6 protein-coding genes, 9 tRNA genes and 6 rRNA genes are annotated in these 17,256 nt (G+C 48.6%); all 21 read right to left on the bottom strand.

Going from position 1 to position 17,256, the window contains the following annotated elements; all coding sequences use genetic code 11:
- Positions 1-20 precede the first annotated feature (20 nt).
- The 21 genes from MKX97_RS00540 to folK all read right to left on the bottom strand — a co-directional run bounded on the left by MKX97_RS00540 (position 21) and on the right by folK (position 17,252).
- Positions 21-422, bottom strand: a complete 402-nt coding sequence (locus MKX97_RS00540) for a hypothetical protein (RefSeq protein ID WP_078817677.1) — start codon at positions 420-422, stop codon at positions 21-23.
- A 74-nt stretch (positions 423-496) separates the two neighbouring features.
- On the bottom strand, positions 497-1,876 hold the full coding sequence (locus MKX97_RS00535; RefSeq protein ID WP_078817678.1) for a HAMP domain-containing sensor histidine kinase: 1,380 nt from the start codon (positions 1,874-1,876) through the stop codon (positions 497-499).
- Positions 1,873-2,544: a response regulator transcription factor gene (locus MKX97_RS00530; RefSeq protein ID WP_078817679.1), complete on the bottom strand. Its 672-nt coding sequence runs from the start codon at positions 2,542-2,544 to the stop codon at positions 1,873-1,875. Before MKX97_RS00530 ends, MKX97_RS00535 begins: the two co-directional genes overlap by 4 nt.
- Positions 2,541-3,347, bottom strand: a complete 807-nt coding sequence (locus MKX97_RS00525; RefSeq protein ID WP_342536656.1) for a YihY/virulence factor BrkB family protein — start codon at positions 3,345-3,347, stop codon at positions 2,541-2,543. The genes MKX97_RS00530 and MKX97_RS00525 overlap by 4 nt, the downstream gene beginning before the upstream one ends.
- Before the next feature lie 403 nt (positions 3,348-3,750).
- Positions 3,751-3,866 (bottom strand): 5S ribosomal RNA (gene rrf, locus MKX97_RS00520).
- A gap of 71 nt (positions 3,867-3,937) precedes the next feature.
- Positions 3,938-6,863 (bottom strand): 23S ribosomal RNA (locus MKX97_RS00515).
- A gap of 252 nt (positions 6,864-7,115) precedes the next feature.
- A 16S ribosomal RNA gene (locus MKX97_RS00510) occupies positions 7,116-8,667 on the bottom strand.
- 146 nt (positions 8,668-8,813) lie between these two features.
- A tRNA-Ala gene (locus MKX97_RS00505) sits at positions 8,814-8,889 on the bottom strand.
- A 9-nt stretch (positions 8,890-8,898) separates the two neighbouring features.
- A tRNA-Pro gene (locus MKX97_RS00500) sits at positions 8,899-8,975 on the bottom strand.
- A 19-nt stretch (positions 8,976-8,994) separates the two neighbouring features.
- A tRNA-Arg gene (locus MKX97_RS00495) sits at positions 8,995-9,071 on the bottom strand.
- Between the two features lie 11 nt (positions 9,072-9,082).
- Positions 9,083-9,171, bottom strand: a tRNA-Leu gene (locus MKX97_RS00490).
- A gap of 11 nt (positions 9,172-9,182) precedes the next feature.
- Positions 9,183-9,254, bottom strand: a tRNA-Gly gene (locus tag MKX97_RS00485).
- A gap of 7 nt (positions 9,255-9,261) precedes the next feature.
- A tRNA-Leu gene (locus MKX97_RS00480) sits at positions 9,262-9,343 on the bottom strand.
- Positions 9,344-9,364: 21 nt separating this feature from the next.
- Positions 9,365-9,440 (bottom strand) — tRNA-Lys (locus MKX97_RS00475).
- Positions 9,441-9,450: 10 nt separating this feature from the next.
- Positions 9,451-9,526 (bottom strand) — tRNA-Thr (locus MKX97_RS00470).
- 16 nt (positions 9,527-9,542) lie between these two features.
- Positions 9,543-9,618 (bottom strand) — tRNA-Val (locus MKX97_RS00465).
- Between the two features lie 103 nt (positions 9,619-9,721).
- Positions 9,722-9,837 (bottom strand): 5S ribosomal RNA (rrf, locus tag MKX97_RS00460).
- Positions 9,838-9,967: 130 nt separating this feature from the next.
- A 23S ribosomal RNA gene (locus tag MKX97_RS00455) occupies positions 9,968-12,893 on the bottom strand.
- Positions 12,894-13,145: 252 nt separating this feature from the next.
- A 16S ribosomal RNA gene (locus MKX97_RS00450) occupies positions 13,146-14,697 on the bottom strand.
- The 16S, 23S and 5S rRNA genes sit together here with 9 tRNA genes alongside, the layout of an rRNA operon.
- Before the next feature lie 377 nt (positions 14,698-15,074).
- A complete protein-coding gene (lysS, locus tag MKX97_RS00445; protein WP_342536655.1) occupies positions 15,075-16,565 on the bottom strand; it encodes a lysine--tRNA ligase in 1,491 nt (496 codons plus the stop codon).
- 192 nt (positions 16,566-16,757) lie between these two features.
- Positions 16,758-17,252, bottom strand: a complete 495-nt coding sequence (gene folK / locus MKX97_RS00440; protein WP_009499454.1) for a 2-amino-4-hydroxy-6-hydroxymethyldihydropteridine diphosphokinase — start codon at positions 17,250-17,252, stop codon at positions 16,758-16,760.
- Positions 17,253-17,256 lie beyond the last annotated feature (4 nt).

Raw genomic sequence — 17,256 nt, 5'->3', positions numbered from 1 at the left:
TTTCTTGGACTCTCGACTAATTAACGAACTGCTTTTGTTTTCTCTACCATAAAAGTCACAATGACAAATAGCGCAAAGCTGACGAGCAGAACTGTTCCACCGACAATATAGAAGATCAGCGAAAATGTCTCATTAATATTAAACGGCTGCATGAATTGTAACCACATACCGGCTGTCAATCCAATCGCCCCGACGATTCCTGTCCAACCTTGGACTGTCAGAAGCTTCTTTGCACGCACTCGGTAAATTTTGTAGAATACGCCCCATGAAAATACGGACAGCCAACCCACTAACAAAATATGCGCATGAATTGGACGAAATGCATACGAACCAGCACCCGCCATATGAGAACCAAGCACCGTACCAATTAAACCAAAAATTGCAGCAACGCGTATCAAACGTAAACTCCATTTATCTTGCATTTTATATTTCCTCCCATCGTCTTTCTATTATCTTTATACTACCTGAGCAAGATGAACGGAAGATGAACAACTGATTACAGTTTTGGCAAATGCACAATAAATGTCGTACCAGCCTCAAGTTCACTAATCACTTCTATCCTGCCGTCATGAAGGCGCACTACTTGTTCTACAATTGAGAGACCTAGACCAGTTCCCTCAACTTCCCGCGTTCGGGAGTGATCTGCCCGATAAAAGCGATCAAATACGCGTGCTTTCGTATCCTCCGACATACCGACTCCTGAATCCTCAATAGAAAAATATACTTCATTCTCTCGTTCTGTCAGCTGAATATCAATTGTTCCTCCGTCAGGTGTGTATTTCAACGCATTCGACAATAAATTCTCCCATACTTTCTCTAGGAAAGCTGGATCCCCTTCATATGTCACTTCATCAATCTCCAGCATAAGCGACATCTCTTTCTCCTGCAAAAGCCATTGTGATTTGCGTACCGTCTCCTTCACTTGCTGATCGACACGGAACACTCTCTTCTGTAATGGGGAAACTAGCTGATCAAGTGAAGTCAATAGAAGCAACTGTTTCGTCAGCGTCGATAAGCGCTCTGTCTCCGATTGGATAATGTTTGCATAATGCTTGCGTTCATTCGCAGGTAAATTTTCATCTGACAGCAAGTCTGCATAGCCTTTAATATTTAATAAAGGGGACTGAAAATCATGCGACACATCACTAATGAAAGCCTTTCGTATCTGATCGTTCTCACTCAATCGATTGATCATTTGTTGAAAGCTTTTCGCCAATTGACCAATCTCATCTTTTCGGTCAATTGCCATATCGCCGCTGAATTGCTCTTCTCCAACCCGTTTTGTTGCTCTTGTCAGCACGACAATTGGCTCAATCAGCTTTCTCGCAACAACGAGCATAGCCAGTAAACTGATAATGGCCATAACAATTACCATGCCGCCTAATAAGTAATGAATTTCGGTGAATAGCATTTTAATATCAGGACGCAAAAATAGCGCATATGTATCGCCTTCACGGCTAAAGGGCACTCCGACTGTATTCGCAGATTCATTCGAAAAATACCCCGTCACAAATGTTTCTGCCTTTAAATCCCGCATACCATGGTACACTTGTCCGTTCCTTACCTGTTCAATTGCCTCTATCTCCAAATTATTTACCCGGAACGCTTCACCGTACAAGGTAGGGGTGTTGTCAGGCGAAATAATCATTAGCTTGTAACCTGCTGCGGCAAGCATGTCAAAATAAGCCGTCAAATCAAGTCCGTTTTCCTCTTCAATAAACGATGCGATCTGCTCGGCAACAGCAACGTTCTTCGTATCATTCTGTTCTTTCAAATAGCGATGATAATACGTATTAACCGCTAAAAACGCGACCAACGCACTCGTCAGCATAATTCCGACCGTCATCACAAGAAATTTTCCATAGAGCGACTTCATTCTGAAACCTCTAGCTTATACCCTACACCACGCACAGTCACAATTTTCACTTGTTCTGTCAGCTTTCCAAGCTTGTCTCGCAAGCGCTTAATATGAACGCTTAACGTCTGTTCATCACCCTCATAATCAAATCCCCATACACGCTCCACCAATACTTCGCGTGTAAATACTTGATTGCGCCGGGATGCCAGCACCGACAGTAACTCAAACTCCTTCAGAGGCAATAATAAAGACTTCTTTCCAAGCACTACTTCATAACTTTGACGATTGATCAGCAAAGGACCGATTTGAATCATTCGATCAACCGCTTTATCATAGCGCCGCAAAATTGCATGAATACGAAACAACAATTCCTTTGGCTCGAATGGTTTTACAAGATAATCATCGGAACCTGCCAAAAAACCACGCTCCTTATCCTCCAACTCACCTTTCGCCGTCAGGAGCAATACTGGGATTTCCGTATCCTCTCTCAGCCTCTTCGTCAACGTATAGCCATCCATCCCCGGCATCATGACATCCACTACCGCCAAGTCGGGCCACTCCTCTGTAACCAACTCTAAGGCTTGTTGTCCATTCATCGCCTTCACCACGATATACCCCGCCTGTCTCAAATGAATGCTTACCAGCTCTAGGATATGTATATCATCATCGACCACTAAAATCTTCATCTGAAACGCCCTCTCCTTTTCCATTCAGCATTCAACAATCCCGATAGTAAAATAATAATCGCCGTCAAATAAAACCATAACACAAGCATAATGATACCTGCCAATTGACCATACAATCTAGAATAATCCACCCTGGATACATAATCACCAAACAGCAAAGAAACCAACTGCCACCCGAAAGCTGAAAAAACAGCACCTGGCAGCGCCTCTTTCCATTTCATTTTACCCGTCGGAACAAGTTGATAAAATAACAAGAAAAATAGCAGCAAAAAAATTGTTCCGAGTCCCCACTTAATATTCGGCCAAATATATAGCCAGCCCTGCCAATCTTCTAACACGTCATAATACGCAATCACCGTATGTAGCAACTTCTCCAGTAACGGCAAAAATAAGGACAACGGCACGACCAACATAAAAAGAACCGTCACACCTATATTCCGTATTAAACTAATCCAGAAGGACTTCCGTTGCCTTTTTTCGTTCGTTAGATCCAATGACCGGGCAAATGACTGAACCGCAATAGATGATGTCCATAGTGCAGCCAGCACACTTAATAGAAGTAGCTTCCCATGGCTTTTATAAATCATCGACTGGACACTTTGCTCGATTAGTTGAAATGACTCCTCAGGAACAAAGGGTCGTAGCAACGCCAATATACTTGCCTCTTGAACCGGCAAAAATTGGACTAGAGATAACACGACCAGTAAAAAAGGCAAAACGGATAACAGCAAGTAATATGCATTCTGTGCAGCTTGATCAAAAAAGCGTTCTTTAAAAAAGCGCTGTACGATAGTAATGATCATAACACTCTCCCCTTACTACCAATATACCCTAATGAAGCCCTCTCAATTAATATAAATTAAATATTATTGGTCTCATTTCGATGGGCTCTATTGGTTATCTTATGAGACAGTCATTTGATTATTCATTATGCGAATTAATGAAAACACAGAAAAGCCGTTTGCTATGAGGAACATAGTGAATGGCTTTGTATACGTAGCAACGTCCGGCCGTCTTAGGGGAAGACTCGACTACCTCACCGGGCATCACTGCGTTGAGACTCTTGAAGGGGTGATGAGCGCAACTGACACATCTTCTTCCTAATTTTTACTGTATCCATTAACAGCCTTTTTACTAATTTATTTTAATTATATAAAAACACAAAAAAGCCACTCACTATGATGACCATAGTGAATGGCTTCGCATGCCTAGCAACGTCCTACTCTCACAGGGGGAAGCCCCCGACTACCATCGGCGCTGAAGAGCTTAACTTCCGTGTTCGGTATGGGAACGGGTGTGACCTCTTCGCCATCGTTACTAGACAGATGAGTAAAGCTTGTTCACTCAAAACTGAATAAAAGACATTGTGTACATCAAGTAGTACTTCTTAAAATAGGTTAAGTCCTCGATCGATTAGTATCTGTCAGCTGCACACGTCGCCGTGCTTCCACCCCAGACCTATCCACCTCATCATCTTTGAGGGATCTTACTTACTTGCGTAATGGGAAATCTCATCTTGAAGGGGGCTTCATGCTTAGATGCTTTCAGCATTTATCCCGTCCATACATAGCTACCCAGCGATGCCTTTGGCAAGACAACTGGTACACCAGCGGTATGTCCATCCCGGTCCTCTCGTACTAAGGACAGCTCTTCTCAAATTTCCTGCGCCCGCGACGGATAGGGACCGAACTGTCTCACGACGTTCTGAACCCAGCTCGCGTGCCGCTTTAATGGGCGAACAGCCCAACCCTTGGGACCGACTACAGCCCCAGGATGCGACGAGCCGACATCGAGGTGCCAAACCTCCCCGTCGATGTGGACTCTTGGGGGAGATAAGCCTGTTATCCCCGGGGTAGCTTTTATCCGTTGAGCGATGGCCCTTCCATGCGGAACCACCGGATCACTAAGCCCGTCTTTCGACCCTGCTCGACTTGTAGGTCTCGCAGTCAAGCTCCCTTATGCCTTTGCACTCTACGAATGATGTCCAACCATTCTGAGGGAACCTTTGGGCGCCTCCGTTACTCTTTAGGAGGCGACCGCCCCAGTCAAACTGCCCACCTGACACTGTCTCCTGCCCGGATCACGGGCATGGGTTAGAAGTCCAATACAGCCAGGGTAGTATCCCACCAACGCCTCCTCCGAAGCTGGCGCTCCGGAATCCAAGGCTCCTACCTATCCTGTACAGGCTGCACCGGAATTCAATATCAGGCTACAGTAAAGCTCCACGGGGTCTTTCCGTCCTGTCGCGGGTAATGCGCATCTTCACGCATATTATAATTTCACCGAGTCTCTCGTTGAGACAGTGCCCAGATCGTTACGCCTTTCGTGCGGGTCGGAACTTACCCGACAAGGAATTTCGCTACCTTAGGACCGTTATAGTTACGGCCGCCGTTTACTGGGGCTTCAATTCAGAGCTTCGCTTGCGCTAACCCCTCCTCTTAACCTTCCAGCACCGGGCAGGCGTCAGCCCCTATACGTCACCTTACGGTTTTGCAGAGACCTGTGTTTTTGCTAAACAGTCGCCTGGGCCTATTCACTGCGGCTCTCTCGGGCTATTCACCCTACCAGAGCACCCCTTCTCCCGAAGTTACGGGGTCATTTTGCCGAGTTCCTTAACGAGAGTTCTCTCGATCACCTTAGGATTCTCTCCTCGCCTACCTGTGTCGGTTTGCGGTACAGGCACCTCCCGCCTCGCTAGAGGCTTTTCTTGGCAGTGTGAAATCAGGGACTCCGGAGACAATTCTCCTTGCCATCACAGCCTAGTGTTATATGAGAACGGGATTTGCCTCGTTCTCCACCTCACTGCTTAGACACGCAACCAACTGCGTGCTCACCCTATCCTACTGCGTCCCCCCATTACTCAAACGGCGGGGAGGTGGTACAGGAATATCAACCTGTTGTCCATCGTCTACGCCTATCGGCCTCGACTTAGGTCCTGACTAACCCTGAGCGGACGAGCCTTCCTCAGGAAACCTTAGGCATTCGGTGGAAGGGATTCTCACCCTTCTTTCGCTACTCATACCGGCATTCTCACTTCCAAGCGCTCCACCAGTCCTTCCGGTCTAGCTTCAACGCCCTTGGAACGCTCTCCTACCATTGACTTGCGTCAATCCACAGTTTCGGTGATCCGTTTAGCCCCGGTACATTTTCGGCGCAGCGCCACTCGACCAGTGAGCTATTACGCACTCTTTAAATGATGGCTGCTTCTAAGCCAACATCCTGGTTGTCTGGGCAGCGCCACATCCTTTTCCACTTAACGGATACTTGGGGACCTTAACTGGTGGTCTGGGCTGTTTCCCTCTCGACGATGGATCTTATCACCCACCGTCTGACTCCCAAACATAAATCATCGGCATTCGGAGTTTGTCTGAATTCGGTAACCCGGGATGGGCCCCTCGTCCAAACAGTGCTCTACCTCCGAGATTCTTTCGTTTGAGGCTAGCCCTAAAGCTATTTCGGAGAGAACCAGCTATCTCCAGGTTCGATTGGAATTTCACCGCTACCCACACCTCATCCCCGCATTTTTCAACATACGTGGGTTCGGGCCTCCAGTCAGTGTTACCTGACCTTCACCCTGGACATGGGTAGATCACCTGGTTTCGGGTCTACGACCCCATACTCATGCGCCCTATTCAGACTCGCTTTCGCTGCGGCTCCGCTTTCTCAGCTTAACCTTGCATGGAATCGTAACTCGCCGGTTCATTCTACAAAAGGCACGCCATCACCCATTAACGGGCTCTGACAATTTGTAGGCACACGGTTTCAGGTTCTATTTCACTCCCCTTCCGGGGTGCTTTTCACCTTTCCCTCACGGTACTGGTTCACTATCGGTCACTAGGGAGTATTTAGCCTTGGGAGATGGTCCTCCCGGATTCCGACGGAATTTCACGTGTTCCGCCGTACTCAGGATCCACTCTGGAGGGAATGCACTTTCGACTACGGGGCTGTTACCCACTGCGGCGGATCTTTCCAGATCGCTTCGTCTAATGCATTCCTTTGTAACTCCGTATAGAGTGTCCTACAACCCCAGGAAGCAAGCTTCCTGGTTTGGGCTCTTCCCGTTTCGCTCGCCGCTACTAAGGGAATCGATTTTCTTTCTCTTCCTCCGGGTACTTAGATGTTTCAGTTCTCCGGGTGTGCCACGATCACGCTATGTATTCACGTGAACGTACTGTCCCATTACGGACAGTGGGTTTCCCCATTCGGAAATCTTCGGATCAAAGCTTACTTACAGCTCCCCGAAGCATATCGGTGTTAGTGCCGTCCTTCATCGGCTCCTAGTGCCAAGGCATCCGCCGTGCGCCCTTTCTAACTTAACCTATAAAAGGTCCAACGTCTCTCTAGCGATAGAAAGAACGAAGGTTAAAAAGTTTACATGAATCAAACAAAATGTTCGATTCGGTTGATTACTTGATTACTTTCAATGTCGTTTTATCCAGTTTTCAATGAACAAGTCTAAAGAAAAAAGCTTTGAACACTCAAAAAATGAGCCTTCAAAACTGAACGCAAAACGTTAACGTGACGGATCGAAGATCCATCTTCCGAATGCCAAGATGGCATACTATCCTTAGAAAGGAGGTGATCCAGCCGCACCTTCCGATACGGCTACCTTGTTACGACTTCACCCCAATCATCTGTCCCACCTTCGGCGGCTGGCTCCCGTAAGGGTTACCCCACCGACTTCGGGTGTTACAAACTCTCGTGGTGTGACGGGCGGTGTGTACAAGACCCGGGAACGTATTCACCGTGGCATGCTGATCCACGATTACTAGCGATTCCGGCTTCATGCAGGCGAGTTGCAGCCTGCAATCCGAACTGGGAACGGTTTTGTGGGATTGGCTCCCCCTCGCGGGTTTGCAGCCCTCTGTACCGTCCATTGTAGCACGTGTGTAGCCCAGGTCATAAGGGGCATGATGATTTGACGTCATCCCCACCTTCCTCCGGTTTGTCACCGGCAGTCACCTTAGAGTGCCCAACTGAATGATGGCAACTAAGATTAAGGGTTGCGCTCGTTGCGGGACTTAACCCAACATCTCACGACACGAGCTGACGACAACCATGCACCACCTGTCACCGCTGTCCCCGAAGGGAAAAGCATGTCTCCATGCCGGGCAGCGGGATGTCAAGACCTGGTAAGGTTCTTCGCGTTGCTTCGAATTAAACCACATGCTCCACCGCTTGTGCGGGTCCCCGTCAATTCCTTTGAGTTTCAGCCTTGCGGCCGTACTCCCCAGGCGGAGTGCTTAATGCGTTAGCTGCAGCACTAAGGGGCGGAAACCCCCTAACACTTAGCACTCATCGTTTACGGCGTGGACTACCAGGGTATCTAATCCTGTTTGCTCCCCACGCTTTCGCGCCTCAGCGTCAGTTACAGACCAGAAAGCCGCCTTCGCCACTGGTGTTCCTCCACATCTCTACGCATTTCACCGCTACACGTGGAATTCCGCTTTCCTCTTCTGTACTCAAGTCCTCCAGTTTCCAATGACCCTCCACGGTTGAGCCGTGGGCTTTCACATCAGACTTAAAGGACCGCCTGCGCGCGCTTTACGCCCAATAATTCCGGACAACGCTTGCCACCTACGTATTACCGCGGCTGCTGGCACGTAGTTAGCCGTGGCTTTCTGGTAAGGTACCGTCAAGGTACAGGCAGTTACTCCTGTACGTGTTCTTCCCTTACAACAGAGCTTTACGATCCGAAAACCTTCTTCACTCACGCGGCGTTGCTCCATCAGACTTTCGTCCATTGTGGAAGATTCCCTACTGCTGCCTCCCGTAGGAGTCTGGGCCGTGTCTCAGTCCCAGTGTGGCCGATCACCCTCTCAGGTCGGCTACGCATCGTGGTCTTGGTAGGCCGTTACCCCACCAACTAACTAATGCGCCGCGGGCCCATCTCACAGTGACAGCCGAAACCGTCTTTCAACATCTCTTCATGCGAAGAAATGGATTATTCGGTATTAGCCCCGGTTTCCCGGAGTTATCCCCATCTGTAAGGTAGGTTGCCCACGTGTTACTCACCCGTCCGCCGCTAATCTTTAGGAGCAAGCTCCCAAAGATTCGCTCGACTTGCATGTATTAGGCACGCCGCCAGCGTTCGTCCTGAGCCAGGATCAAACTCTCCATAAAAGAGAAATTCGAGTTAGCTCGATTTCTTGCTGGCATCATTTAAGATACTCATTTTGTTTATGTCACCGGCAGAGCCGATGCACAAACGTATAATTCGTTAACGTTTTGCTGTTCAGTTTTCAAGGTTCATATAATGAAAATGTAATTGGTGGAGCCTAGCGGGATCGAACCGCTGACCTCCTGCGTGCAAGGCAGGCGCTCTCCCAGCTGAGCTAAGGCCCCGAGAATAAGTGGTCGGGAAGACAGGATTCGAACCTGCGACCCCTTGGTCCCAAACCAAGTGCTCTACCAAGCTGAGCTACTTCCCGAATATAAAATATATAATAATGGCGCGCCCGGCAGGAGTCGAACCCACAACCTTCTGATCCGTAGTCAGACGCTCTATCCAATTGAGCTACGGGCGCATATTTATAAATGGTGCCGAGAACCGGAATCGAACCGGTACGGTAGTCACCTACCGCAGGATTTTAAGTCCTGTGCGTCTGCCAGTTCCGCCACCCCGGCAAGAGTGAAAAAGCGGAAGACGGGATTCGAACCCGCGACCCCGACCTTGGCAAGGTCGTATTCTACCACTGAACTACTTCCGCAAAAAAGTGCGGGTGAAGGGAGTCGAACCCCCACGCCCGAAGGCACTAGATCCTAAGTCTAGCGTGTCTGCCAGTTCCACCACACCCGCGTTATATTACTGCGATAAAAATGGTGAGCCATACAGGATTCGAACCTGTGACCCTCTGATTAAAAGTCAGATGCTCTACCAACTGAGCTAATGGCTCGTACATGAAGTGGTGCCGGCGAAAGGACTTGAACCCTCAACCTACTGATTACAAGTCAGTTGCTCTACCAGTTGAGCTACACCGGCAAAAGTGTAGAAAATATGGTGGAGGATGACGGGCTCGAACCGCCGACCCCCTGCTTGTAAGGCAGGTGCTCTCCCAGCTGAGCTAATCCTCCTGGGTAAAATTACTATAAACATCACATTGCTGTGACTGTTAATACTCTTCAATGATCTCTTTCATTATGTATGGAACACTAAATTATAGATCAAAAAAGTGTTGCCTGGCGACGTCTTACTCTCACAGGGGGAAGCCCCCAACTACCATCAGCGCTGAAGAGCTTAACTTCCGTGTTCGGTATGGGAACGGGTGTGACCTCTTCGCTATCGTCACCAGACTTGTCCTTTTCCAAAGACATTTACTATTATAACACTTCTTTGCAGTAATGCAAGTGTTTTTTTAGTGAATTTTTGTTCACTCAAAACTGAATAAAAGACATTGTGTACATCAAGTAGTACTTCTTAAAATAGGTTAAGTCCTCGATCGATTAGTATCTGTCAGCTGCACACGTCGCCGTGCTTCCACCCCAGACCTATCCACCTCATCATCTTTGAGGGATCTTACTTACTTGCGTAATGGGAAATCTCATCTTGAAGGGGGCTTCATGCTTAGATGCTTTCAGCATTTATCCCGTCCATACATAGCTACCCAGCGATGCCTTTGGCAAGACAACTGGTACACCAGCGGTATGTCCATCCCGGTCCTCTCGTACTAAGGACAGCTCTTCTCAAATTTCCTGCGCCCGCGACGGATAGGGACCGAACTGTCTCACGACGTTCTGAACCCAGCTCGCGTGCCGCTTTAATGGGCGAACAGCCCAACCCTTGGGACCGACTACAGCCCCAGGATGCGACGAGCCGACATCGAGGTGCCAAACCTCCCCGTCGATGTGGACTCTTGGGGGAGATAAGCCTGTTATCCCCGGGGTAGCTTTTATCCGTTGAGCGATGGCCCTTCCATGCGGAACCACCGGATCACTAAGCCCGTCTTTCGACCCTGCTCGACTTGTAGGTCTCGCAGTCAAGCTCCCTTATGCCTTTGCACTCTACGAATGATGTCCAACCATTCTGAGGGAACCTTTGGGCGCCTCCGTTACTCTTTAGGAGGCGACCGCCCCAGTCAAACTGCCCACCTGACACTGTCTCCTGCCCGGATCACGGGCATGGGTTAGAAGTCCAATACAGCCAGGGTAGTATCCCACCAACGCCTCCTCCGAAGCTGGCGCTCCGGAATCCAAGGCTCCTACCTATCCTGTACAGGCTGCACCGGAATTCAATATCAGGCTACAGTAAAGCTCCACGGGGTCTTTCCGTCCTGTCGCGGGTAATGCGCATCTTCACGCATATTATAATTTCACCGAGTCTCTCGTTGAGACAGTGCCCAGATCGTTACGCCTTTCGTGCGGGTCGGAACTTACCCGACAAGGAATTTCGCTACCTTAGGACCGTTATAGTTACGGCCGCCGTTTACTGGGGCTTCAATTCAGAGCTTCGCTTGCGCTAACCCCTCCTCTTAACCTTCCAGCACCGGGCAGGCGTCAGCCCCTATACGTCACCTTACGGTTTTGCAGAGACCTGTGTTTTTGCTAAACAGTCGCCTGGGCCTATTCACTGCGGCTCTCTCGGGCTATTCACCCTACCAGAGCACCCCTTCTCCCGAAGTTACGGGGTCATTTTGCCGAGTTCCTTAACGAGAGTTCTCTCGATCACCTTAGGATTCTCTCCTCGCCTACCTGTGTCGGTTTGCGGTACAGGCACCTCCCGCCTCGCTAGAGGCTTTTCTTGGCAGTGTGAAATCAGGGACTCCGGAGACAATTCTCCTTGCCATCACAGCCTAGTGTTATATGAGAACGGGATTTGCCTCGTTCTCCACCTCACTGCTTAGACACGCAACCAACTGCGTGCTCACCCTATCCTACTGCGTCCCCCCATTACTCAAACGGCGGGGAGGTGGTACAGGAATATCAACCTGTTGTCCATCGTCTACGCCTATCGGCCTCGACTTAGGTCCTGACTAACCCTGAGCGGACGAGCCTTCCTCAGGAAACCTTAGGCATTCGGTGGAAGGGATTCTCACCCTTCTTTCGCTACTCATACCGGCATTCTCACTTCCAAGCGCTCCACCAGTCCTTCCGGTCTAGCTTCAACGCCCTTGGAACGCTCTCCTACCATTGACTTGCGTCAATCCACAGTTTCGGTGATCCGTTTAGCCCCGGTACATTTTCGGCGCAGCGCCACTCGACCAGTGAGCTATTACGCACTCTTTAAATGATGGCTGCTTCTAAGCCAACATCCTGGTTGTCTGGGCAGCGCCACATCCTTTTCCACTTAACGGATACTTGGGGACCTTAACTGGTGGTCTGGGCTGTTTCCCTCTCGACGATGGATCTTATCACCCACCGTCTGACTCCCAAACATAAATCATCGGCATTCGGAGTTTGTCTGAATTCGGTAACCCGGGATGGGCCCCTCGTCCAAACAGTGCTCTACCTCCGAGATTCTTTCGTTTGAGGCTAGCCCTAAAGCTATTTCGGAGAGAACCAGCTATCTCCAGGTTCGATTGGAATTTCACCGCTACCCACACCTCATCCCCGCATTTTTCAACATACGTGGGTTCGGGCCTCCAGTCAGTGTTACCTGACCTTCACCCTGGACATGGGTAGATCACCTGGTTTCGGGTCTACGACCCCATACTCATGCGCCCTATTCAGACTCGCTTTCGCTGCGGCTCCGCTTTCTCAGCTTAACCTTGCATGGAATCGTAACTCGCCGGTTCATTCTACAAAAGGCACGCCATCACCCATTAACGGGCTCTGACAATTTGTAGGCACACGGTTTCAGGTTCTATTTCACTCCCCTTCCGGGGTGCTTTTCACCTTTCCCTCACGGTACTGGTTCACTATCGGTCACTAGGGAGTATTTAGCCTTGGGAGATGGTCCTCCCGGATTCCGACGGAATTTCACGTGTTCCGCCGTACTCAGGATCCACTCTGGAGGGAATGCACTTTCGACTACGGGGCTGTTACCCACTGCGGCGGATCTTTCCAGATCGCTTCGTCTAATGCATTCCTTTGTAACTCCGTATAGAGTGTCCTACAACCCCAGGAAGCAAGCTTCCTGGTTTGGGCTCTTCCCGTTTCGCTCGCCGCTACTAAGGGAATCGATTTTCTTTCTCTTCCTCCGGGTACTTAGATGTTTCAGTTCTCCGGGTGTGCCACGATCACGCTATGTATTCACGTGAACGTACTGTCCCATTACGGACAGTGGGTTTCCCCATTCGGAAATCTTCGGATCAAAGCTTACTTACAGCTCCCCGAAGCATATCGGTGTTAGTGCCGTCCTTCATCGGCTCCTAGTGCCAAGGCATCCGCCGTGCGCCCTTTCTAACTTAACCTATAAAAGGTCCAACGTCTCTCTAGCGATAGAAAGAACGAAGGTTAAAAAGTTTACATGAATCAAACAAAATGTTCGATTCGGTTGATTACTTGATTACTTTCAATGTCGTTTTATCCAGTTTTCAATGAACAAGTCTAAAGAAAAAAGCTTTGAACACTCAAAAAATGAGCCTTCAAAACTGAACGCAAAACGTTAACGTGACGGATCGAAGATCCATCTTCCGAATGCCAAGATGGCATACTATCCTTAGAAAGGAGGTGATCCAGCCGCACCTTCCGATACGGCTACCTTGTTACGACTTCACCCCAATCATCTGTCCCACCTTCGGCGGCTGGCTCCCGTAAGGGTTACCCCACCGACTTCGGGTGTTACAAACTCTCGTGGTGTGACGGGCGGTGTGTACAAGACCCGGGAACGTATTCACCGTGGCATGCTGATCCACGATTACTAGCGATTCCGGCTTCATGCAGGCGAGTTGCAGCCTGCAATCCGAACTGGGAACGGTTTTGTGGGATTGGCTCCCCCTCGCGGGTTTGCAGCCCTCTGTACCGTCCATTGTAGCACGTGTGTAGCCCAGGTCATAAGGGGCATGATGATTTGACGTCATCCCCACCTTCCTCCGGTTTGTCACCGGCAGTCACCTTAGAGTGCCCAACTGAATGATGGCAACTAAGATTAAGGGTTGCGCTCGTTGCGGGACTTAACCCAACATCTCACGACACGAGCTGACGACAACCATGCACCACCTGTCACCGCTGTCCCCGAAGGGAAAAGCATGTCTCCATGCCGGGCAGCGGGATGTCAAGACCTGGTAAGGTTCTTCGCGTTGCTTCGAATTAAACCACATGCTCCACCGCTTGTGCGGGTCCCCGTCAATTCCTTTGAGTTTCAGCCTTGCGGCCGTACTCCCCAGGCGGAGTGCTTAATGCGTTAGCTGCAGCACTAAGGGGCGGAAACCCCCTAACACTTAGCACTCATCGTTTACGGCGTGGACTACCAGGGTATCTAATCCTGTTTGCTCCCCACGCTTTCGCGCCTCAGCGTCAGTTACAGACCAGAAAGCCGCCTTCGCCACTGGTGTTCCTCCACATCTCTACGCATTTCACCGCTACACGTGGAATTCCGCTTTCCTCTTCTGTACTCAAGTCCTCCAGTTTCCAATGACCCTCCACGGTTGAGCCGTGGGCTTTCACATCAGACTTAAAGGACCGCCTGCGCGCGCTTTACGCCCAATAATTCCGGACAACGCTTGCCACCTACGTATTACCGCGGCTGCTGGCACGTAGTTAGCCGTGGCTTTCTGGTAAGGTACCGTCAAGGTACAGGCAGTTACTCCTGTACGTGTTCTTCCCTTACAACAGAGCTTTACGATCCGAAAACCTTCTTCACTCACGCGGCGTTGCTCCATCAGACTTTCGTCCATTGTGGAAGATTCCCTACTGCTGCCTCCCGTAGGAGTCTGGGCCGTGTCTCAGTCCCAGTGTGGCCGATCACCCTCTCAGGTCGGCTACGCATCGTGGTCTTGGTAGGCCGTTACCCCACCAACTAACTAATGCGCCGCGGGCCCATCTCACAGTGACAGCCGAAACCGTCTTTCAACATCTCTTCATGCGAAGAAATGGATTATTCGGTATTAGCCCCGGTTTCCCGGAGTTATCCCCATCTGTAAGGTAGGTTGCCCACGTGTTACTCACCCGTCCGCCGCTAATCTTTAGGAGCAAGCTCCCAAAGATTCGCTCGACTTGCATGTATTAGGCACGCCGCCAGCGTTCGTCCTGAGCCAGGATCAAACTCTCCATAAAAGAGAAATTCGAGTTAGCTCGATTTCTTGCTGGCATCATTTAAGATACTCATTTTGTTTATGTCACCGGCAGAGCCGATGCACAAACGTATAATTCGTTAACGTTTTGCTGTTCAGTTTTCAAGGTTCATATGGTTGCTCTTTCGTAAGAGGCAACTTTCTTATAATACCAAATCGCTGTTTTGTTGTCAACACTTTTTCTTAAAAAGTTTTAAAGTGTTTTTTCGCTAACTTGCTAACCTCGCAAGCAACGTTATCTAATATACCACCTGCTTTTCGAAAGTGCAACTGTTTTTTAAAATTCTTTTTGATTTTCTTTTAAGACTGTATATGACTTAAAAGAAAAAAGCCCTGACTATGAAAGCCAGGGCTTTTGTATCAATCTTTAGAACGCATCTGAGGAAATAGGAGAACATCGCGGATTGATTGAGCATTCGTCAATAGCATAACAAGACGATCAATACCTATACCTAATCCACCAGTCGGCGGCAATCCATATTCAAGTGCTTCTATAAAGTCTTCATCCATTTCATGCGCCTCGTCGTTCCCTTGCTCTTTCTCTACTAACTGAGCTTCAAAGCGAGCACGTTGATCAATAGGATCATTCAACTCCGTAAAGGCATTGGCATGCTCACGACGGACGATGAATAATTCGAAACGATCCGTATAACGTGGGTCCTCGGGGTTTTTCTTGGCAAGCGGTGAAACTTCTACAGGATGGCCGTAAATGAATGTTGGTTGTACAAGTTGTTCTTCAACCTTTTGCTCAAAGAATTCATTCAGCACATGACCTGCTTCCATAGAAGAAGTCACTTGAACATTATGTTCCTTTGCTAATTCATGAGCCTGTTCTTTAGTAAGCTGCTGCCAAAAGTCTACGCCTGTATATTCTTTTACAGCATCCGCCATATGAAGTCGTTTCCAGCGCGGTGCTAAATCAATTTGGTCTTCACCGTATTGAATCGTTGTCGTGCCGAGTACTTCTTGTGCAATGTGAGCCACTAGATTTTCAGTGAGTTCCATAATATCATTGTAATCCGCATACGCTTCATATAACTCGATCATCGTAAATTCCGGGTTATGGCGCGTGGACATCCCTTCATTACGGAATACGCGTCCGATCTCATATACTTTCTCTAAGCCACCTACAATGAGGCGTTTCAAATGAAGTTCGATCGCAATCCGCATATATAACGTCATATCTAATGTATTGTGATGTGTAACAAACGGACGAGCCGCTGCTCCCCCTGCGATAGAGTGCAGCATTGGTGTTTCGACTTCGAGGAAGCCCTGTTTATCTAAATAATGGCGCATTGATTGAATGATTCGGCTACGCATAATGAATGTTTCTTTACTGCCTTCTGTTGAGATCAAATCAAGGTAACGCTGACGGTAGCGTTGTTCAATATCCTGCAAACCGTGGAATTTCTCGGGTAGCGGACGCAATGACTTCGTAAGGAACGTAAACTTTGTCGCTTTAATGGAAAGCTCTCCTACTTTTGTTTTGAAGATAACCCCTTGAACGCCCACAATATCCCCTAAGTCTGCCAGTGTAAATAGTTTATATGCGTCTTCACCAATAGCATCTTGACGTACGTAGATCTGAATCTGACCGCCAAGATCTTGAATATGCGCAAAACCCGCCTTGCCCTTCCCTCGTTTTGTCATGATTCGACCTGCAATCGTCACCTCATGCTCAGTTTCTTCTAATTCTTCTTTTGATAACTCTTCATAAGCTGATCGAATCTCATTTGTCAGATGGGTGCGTTCAAAACGTTGACCGAATGGATCCAAACCACCTTCGCGTATATCATTCATCTTCTGGCGTCTCACCAAAAGCTGATCATTCATTTCATATAAATGGGACATTCCCTTTCACTCCTTCATACTTTGACCTACCTTCTACTCAGTATAGGCCGTCTGAAACTATTGTACACAAATTACCTGCCTAACAAAAGTCCAAATGGTCGCGCGGTACTCATCCCATAGAAAAAACTGCCCTACTAATAGAGCAGTTTCTTTTTTTAGACAGCGCTAGAATCAGTATCCGCCGTTATATTATCAGCCTTGCTGTAAGAACTCCTCGACATTCTGGACTTTCTTCCAAAGGGTCATTCCATCATCCTGCATCGCTGGCTCATTACGGTAAAGTGTCCCTGTTACCGGATTCTTTACTTCTGAATCAATTTCAATGAGAGGAACGAGTACAAACGCACGCTCCTGCATACGTAAATGTGGGATAATCAAATTCTCTGATTGGATAGTGTCGTGATTATAGAGCAAAATATCAAGGTCTACCGTCCGGGGACCCCAACGGATTTTCCTCATTCTTCCGAGCTTGTTTTCAATGGATTGGCAAGCACTCAGCAACTCCGATGCTTCCAATGAAGTCTCCAGACCAACTGCAATATTCAAAAATTTTGCTTGTTCAGTCAATCCAAGTGGCTCTGTTTCATAGACAGAAGACACCTTTTCAACGGTAATAGCGGGATGTTCATTCAGCAGTTGAACTGCATGCGTTAGATGTTCCAACCGGTTACCGATGTTGGAACCCATCGAT

Source organism: Sporosarcina sp. FSL K6-3508, from assembly GCF_038615825.1.
GTDB classification, from domain to species: Bacteria; Bacillota; Bacilli; order Bacillales_A; family Planococcaceae; genus Sporosarcina; species Sporosarcina newyorkensis.
Note: the sequence above shows the minus strand (reverse complement) of the source record. Positions and strands in the feature narration are given on the sequence as shown.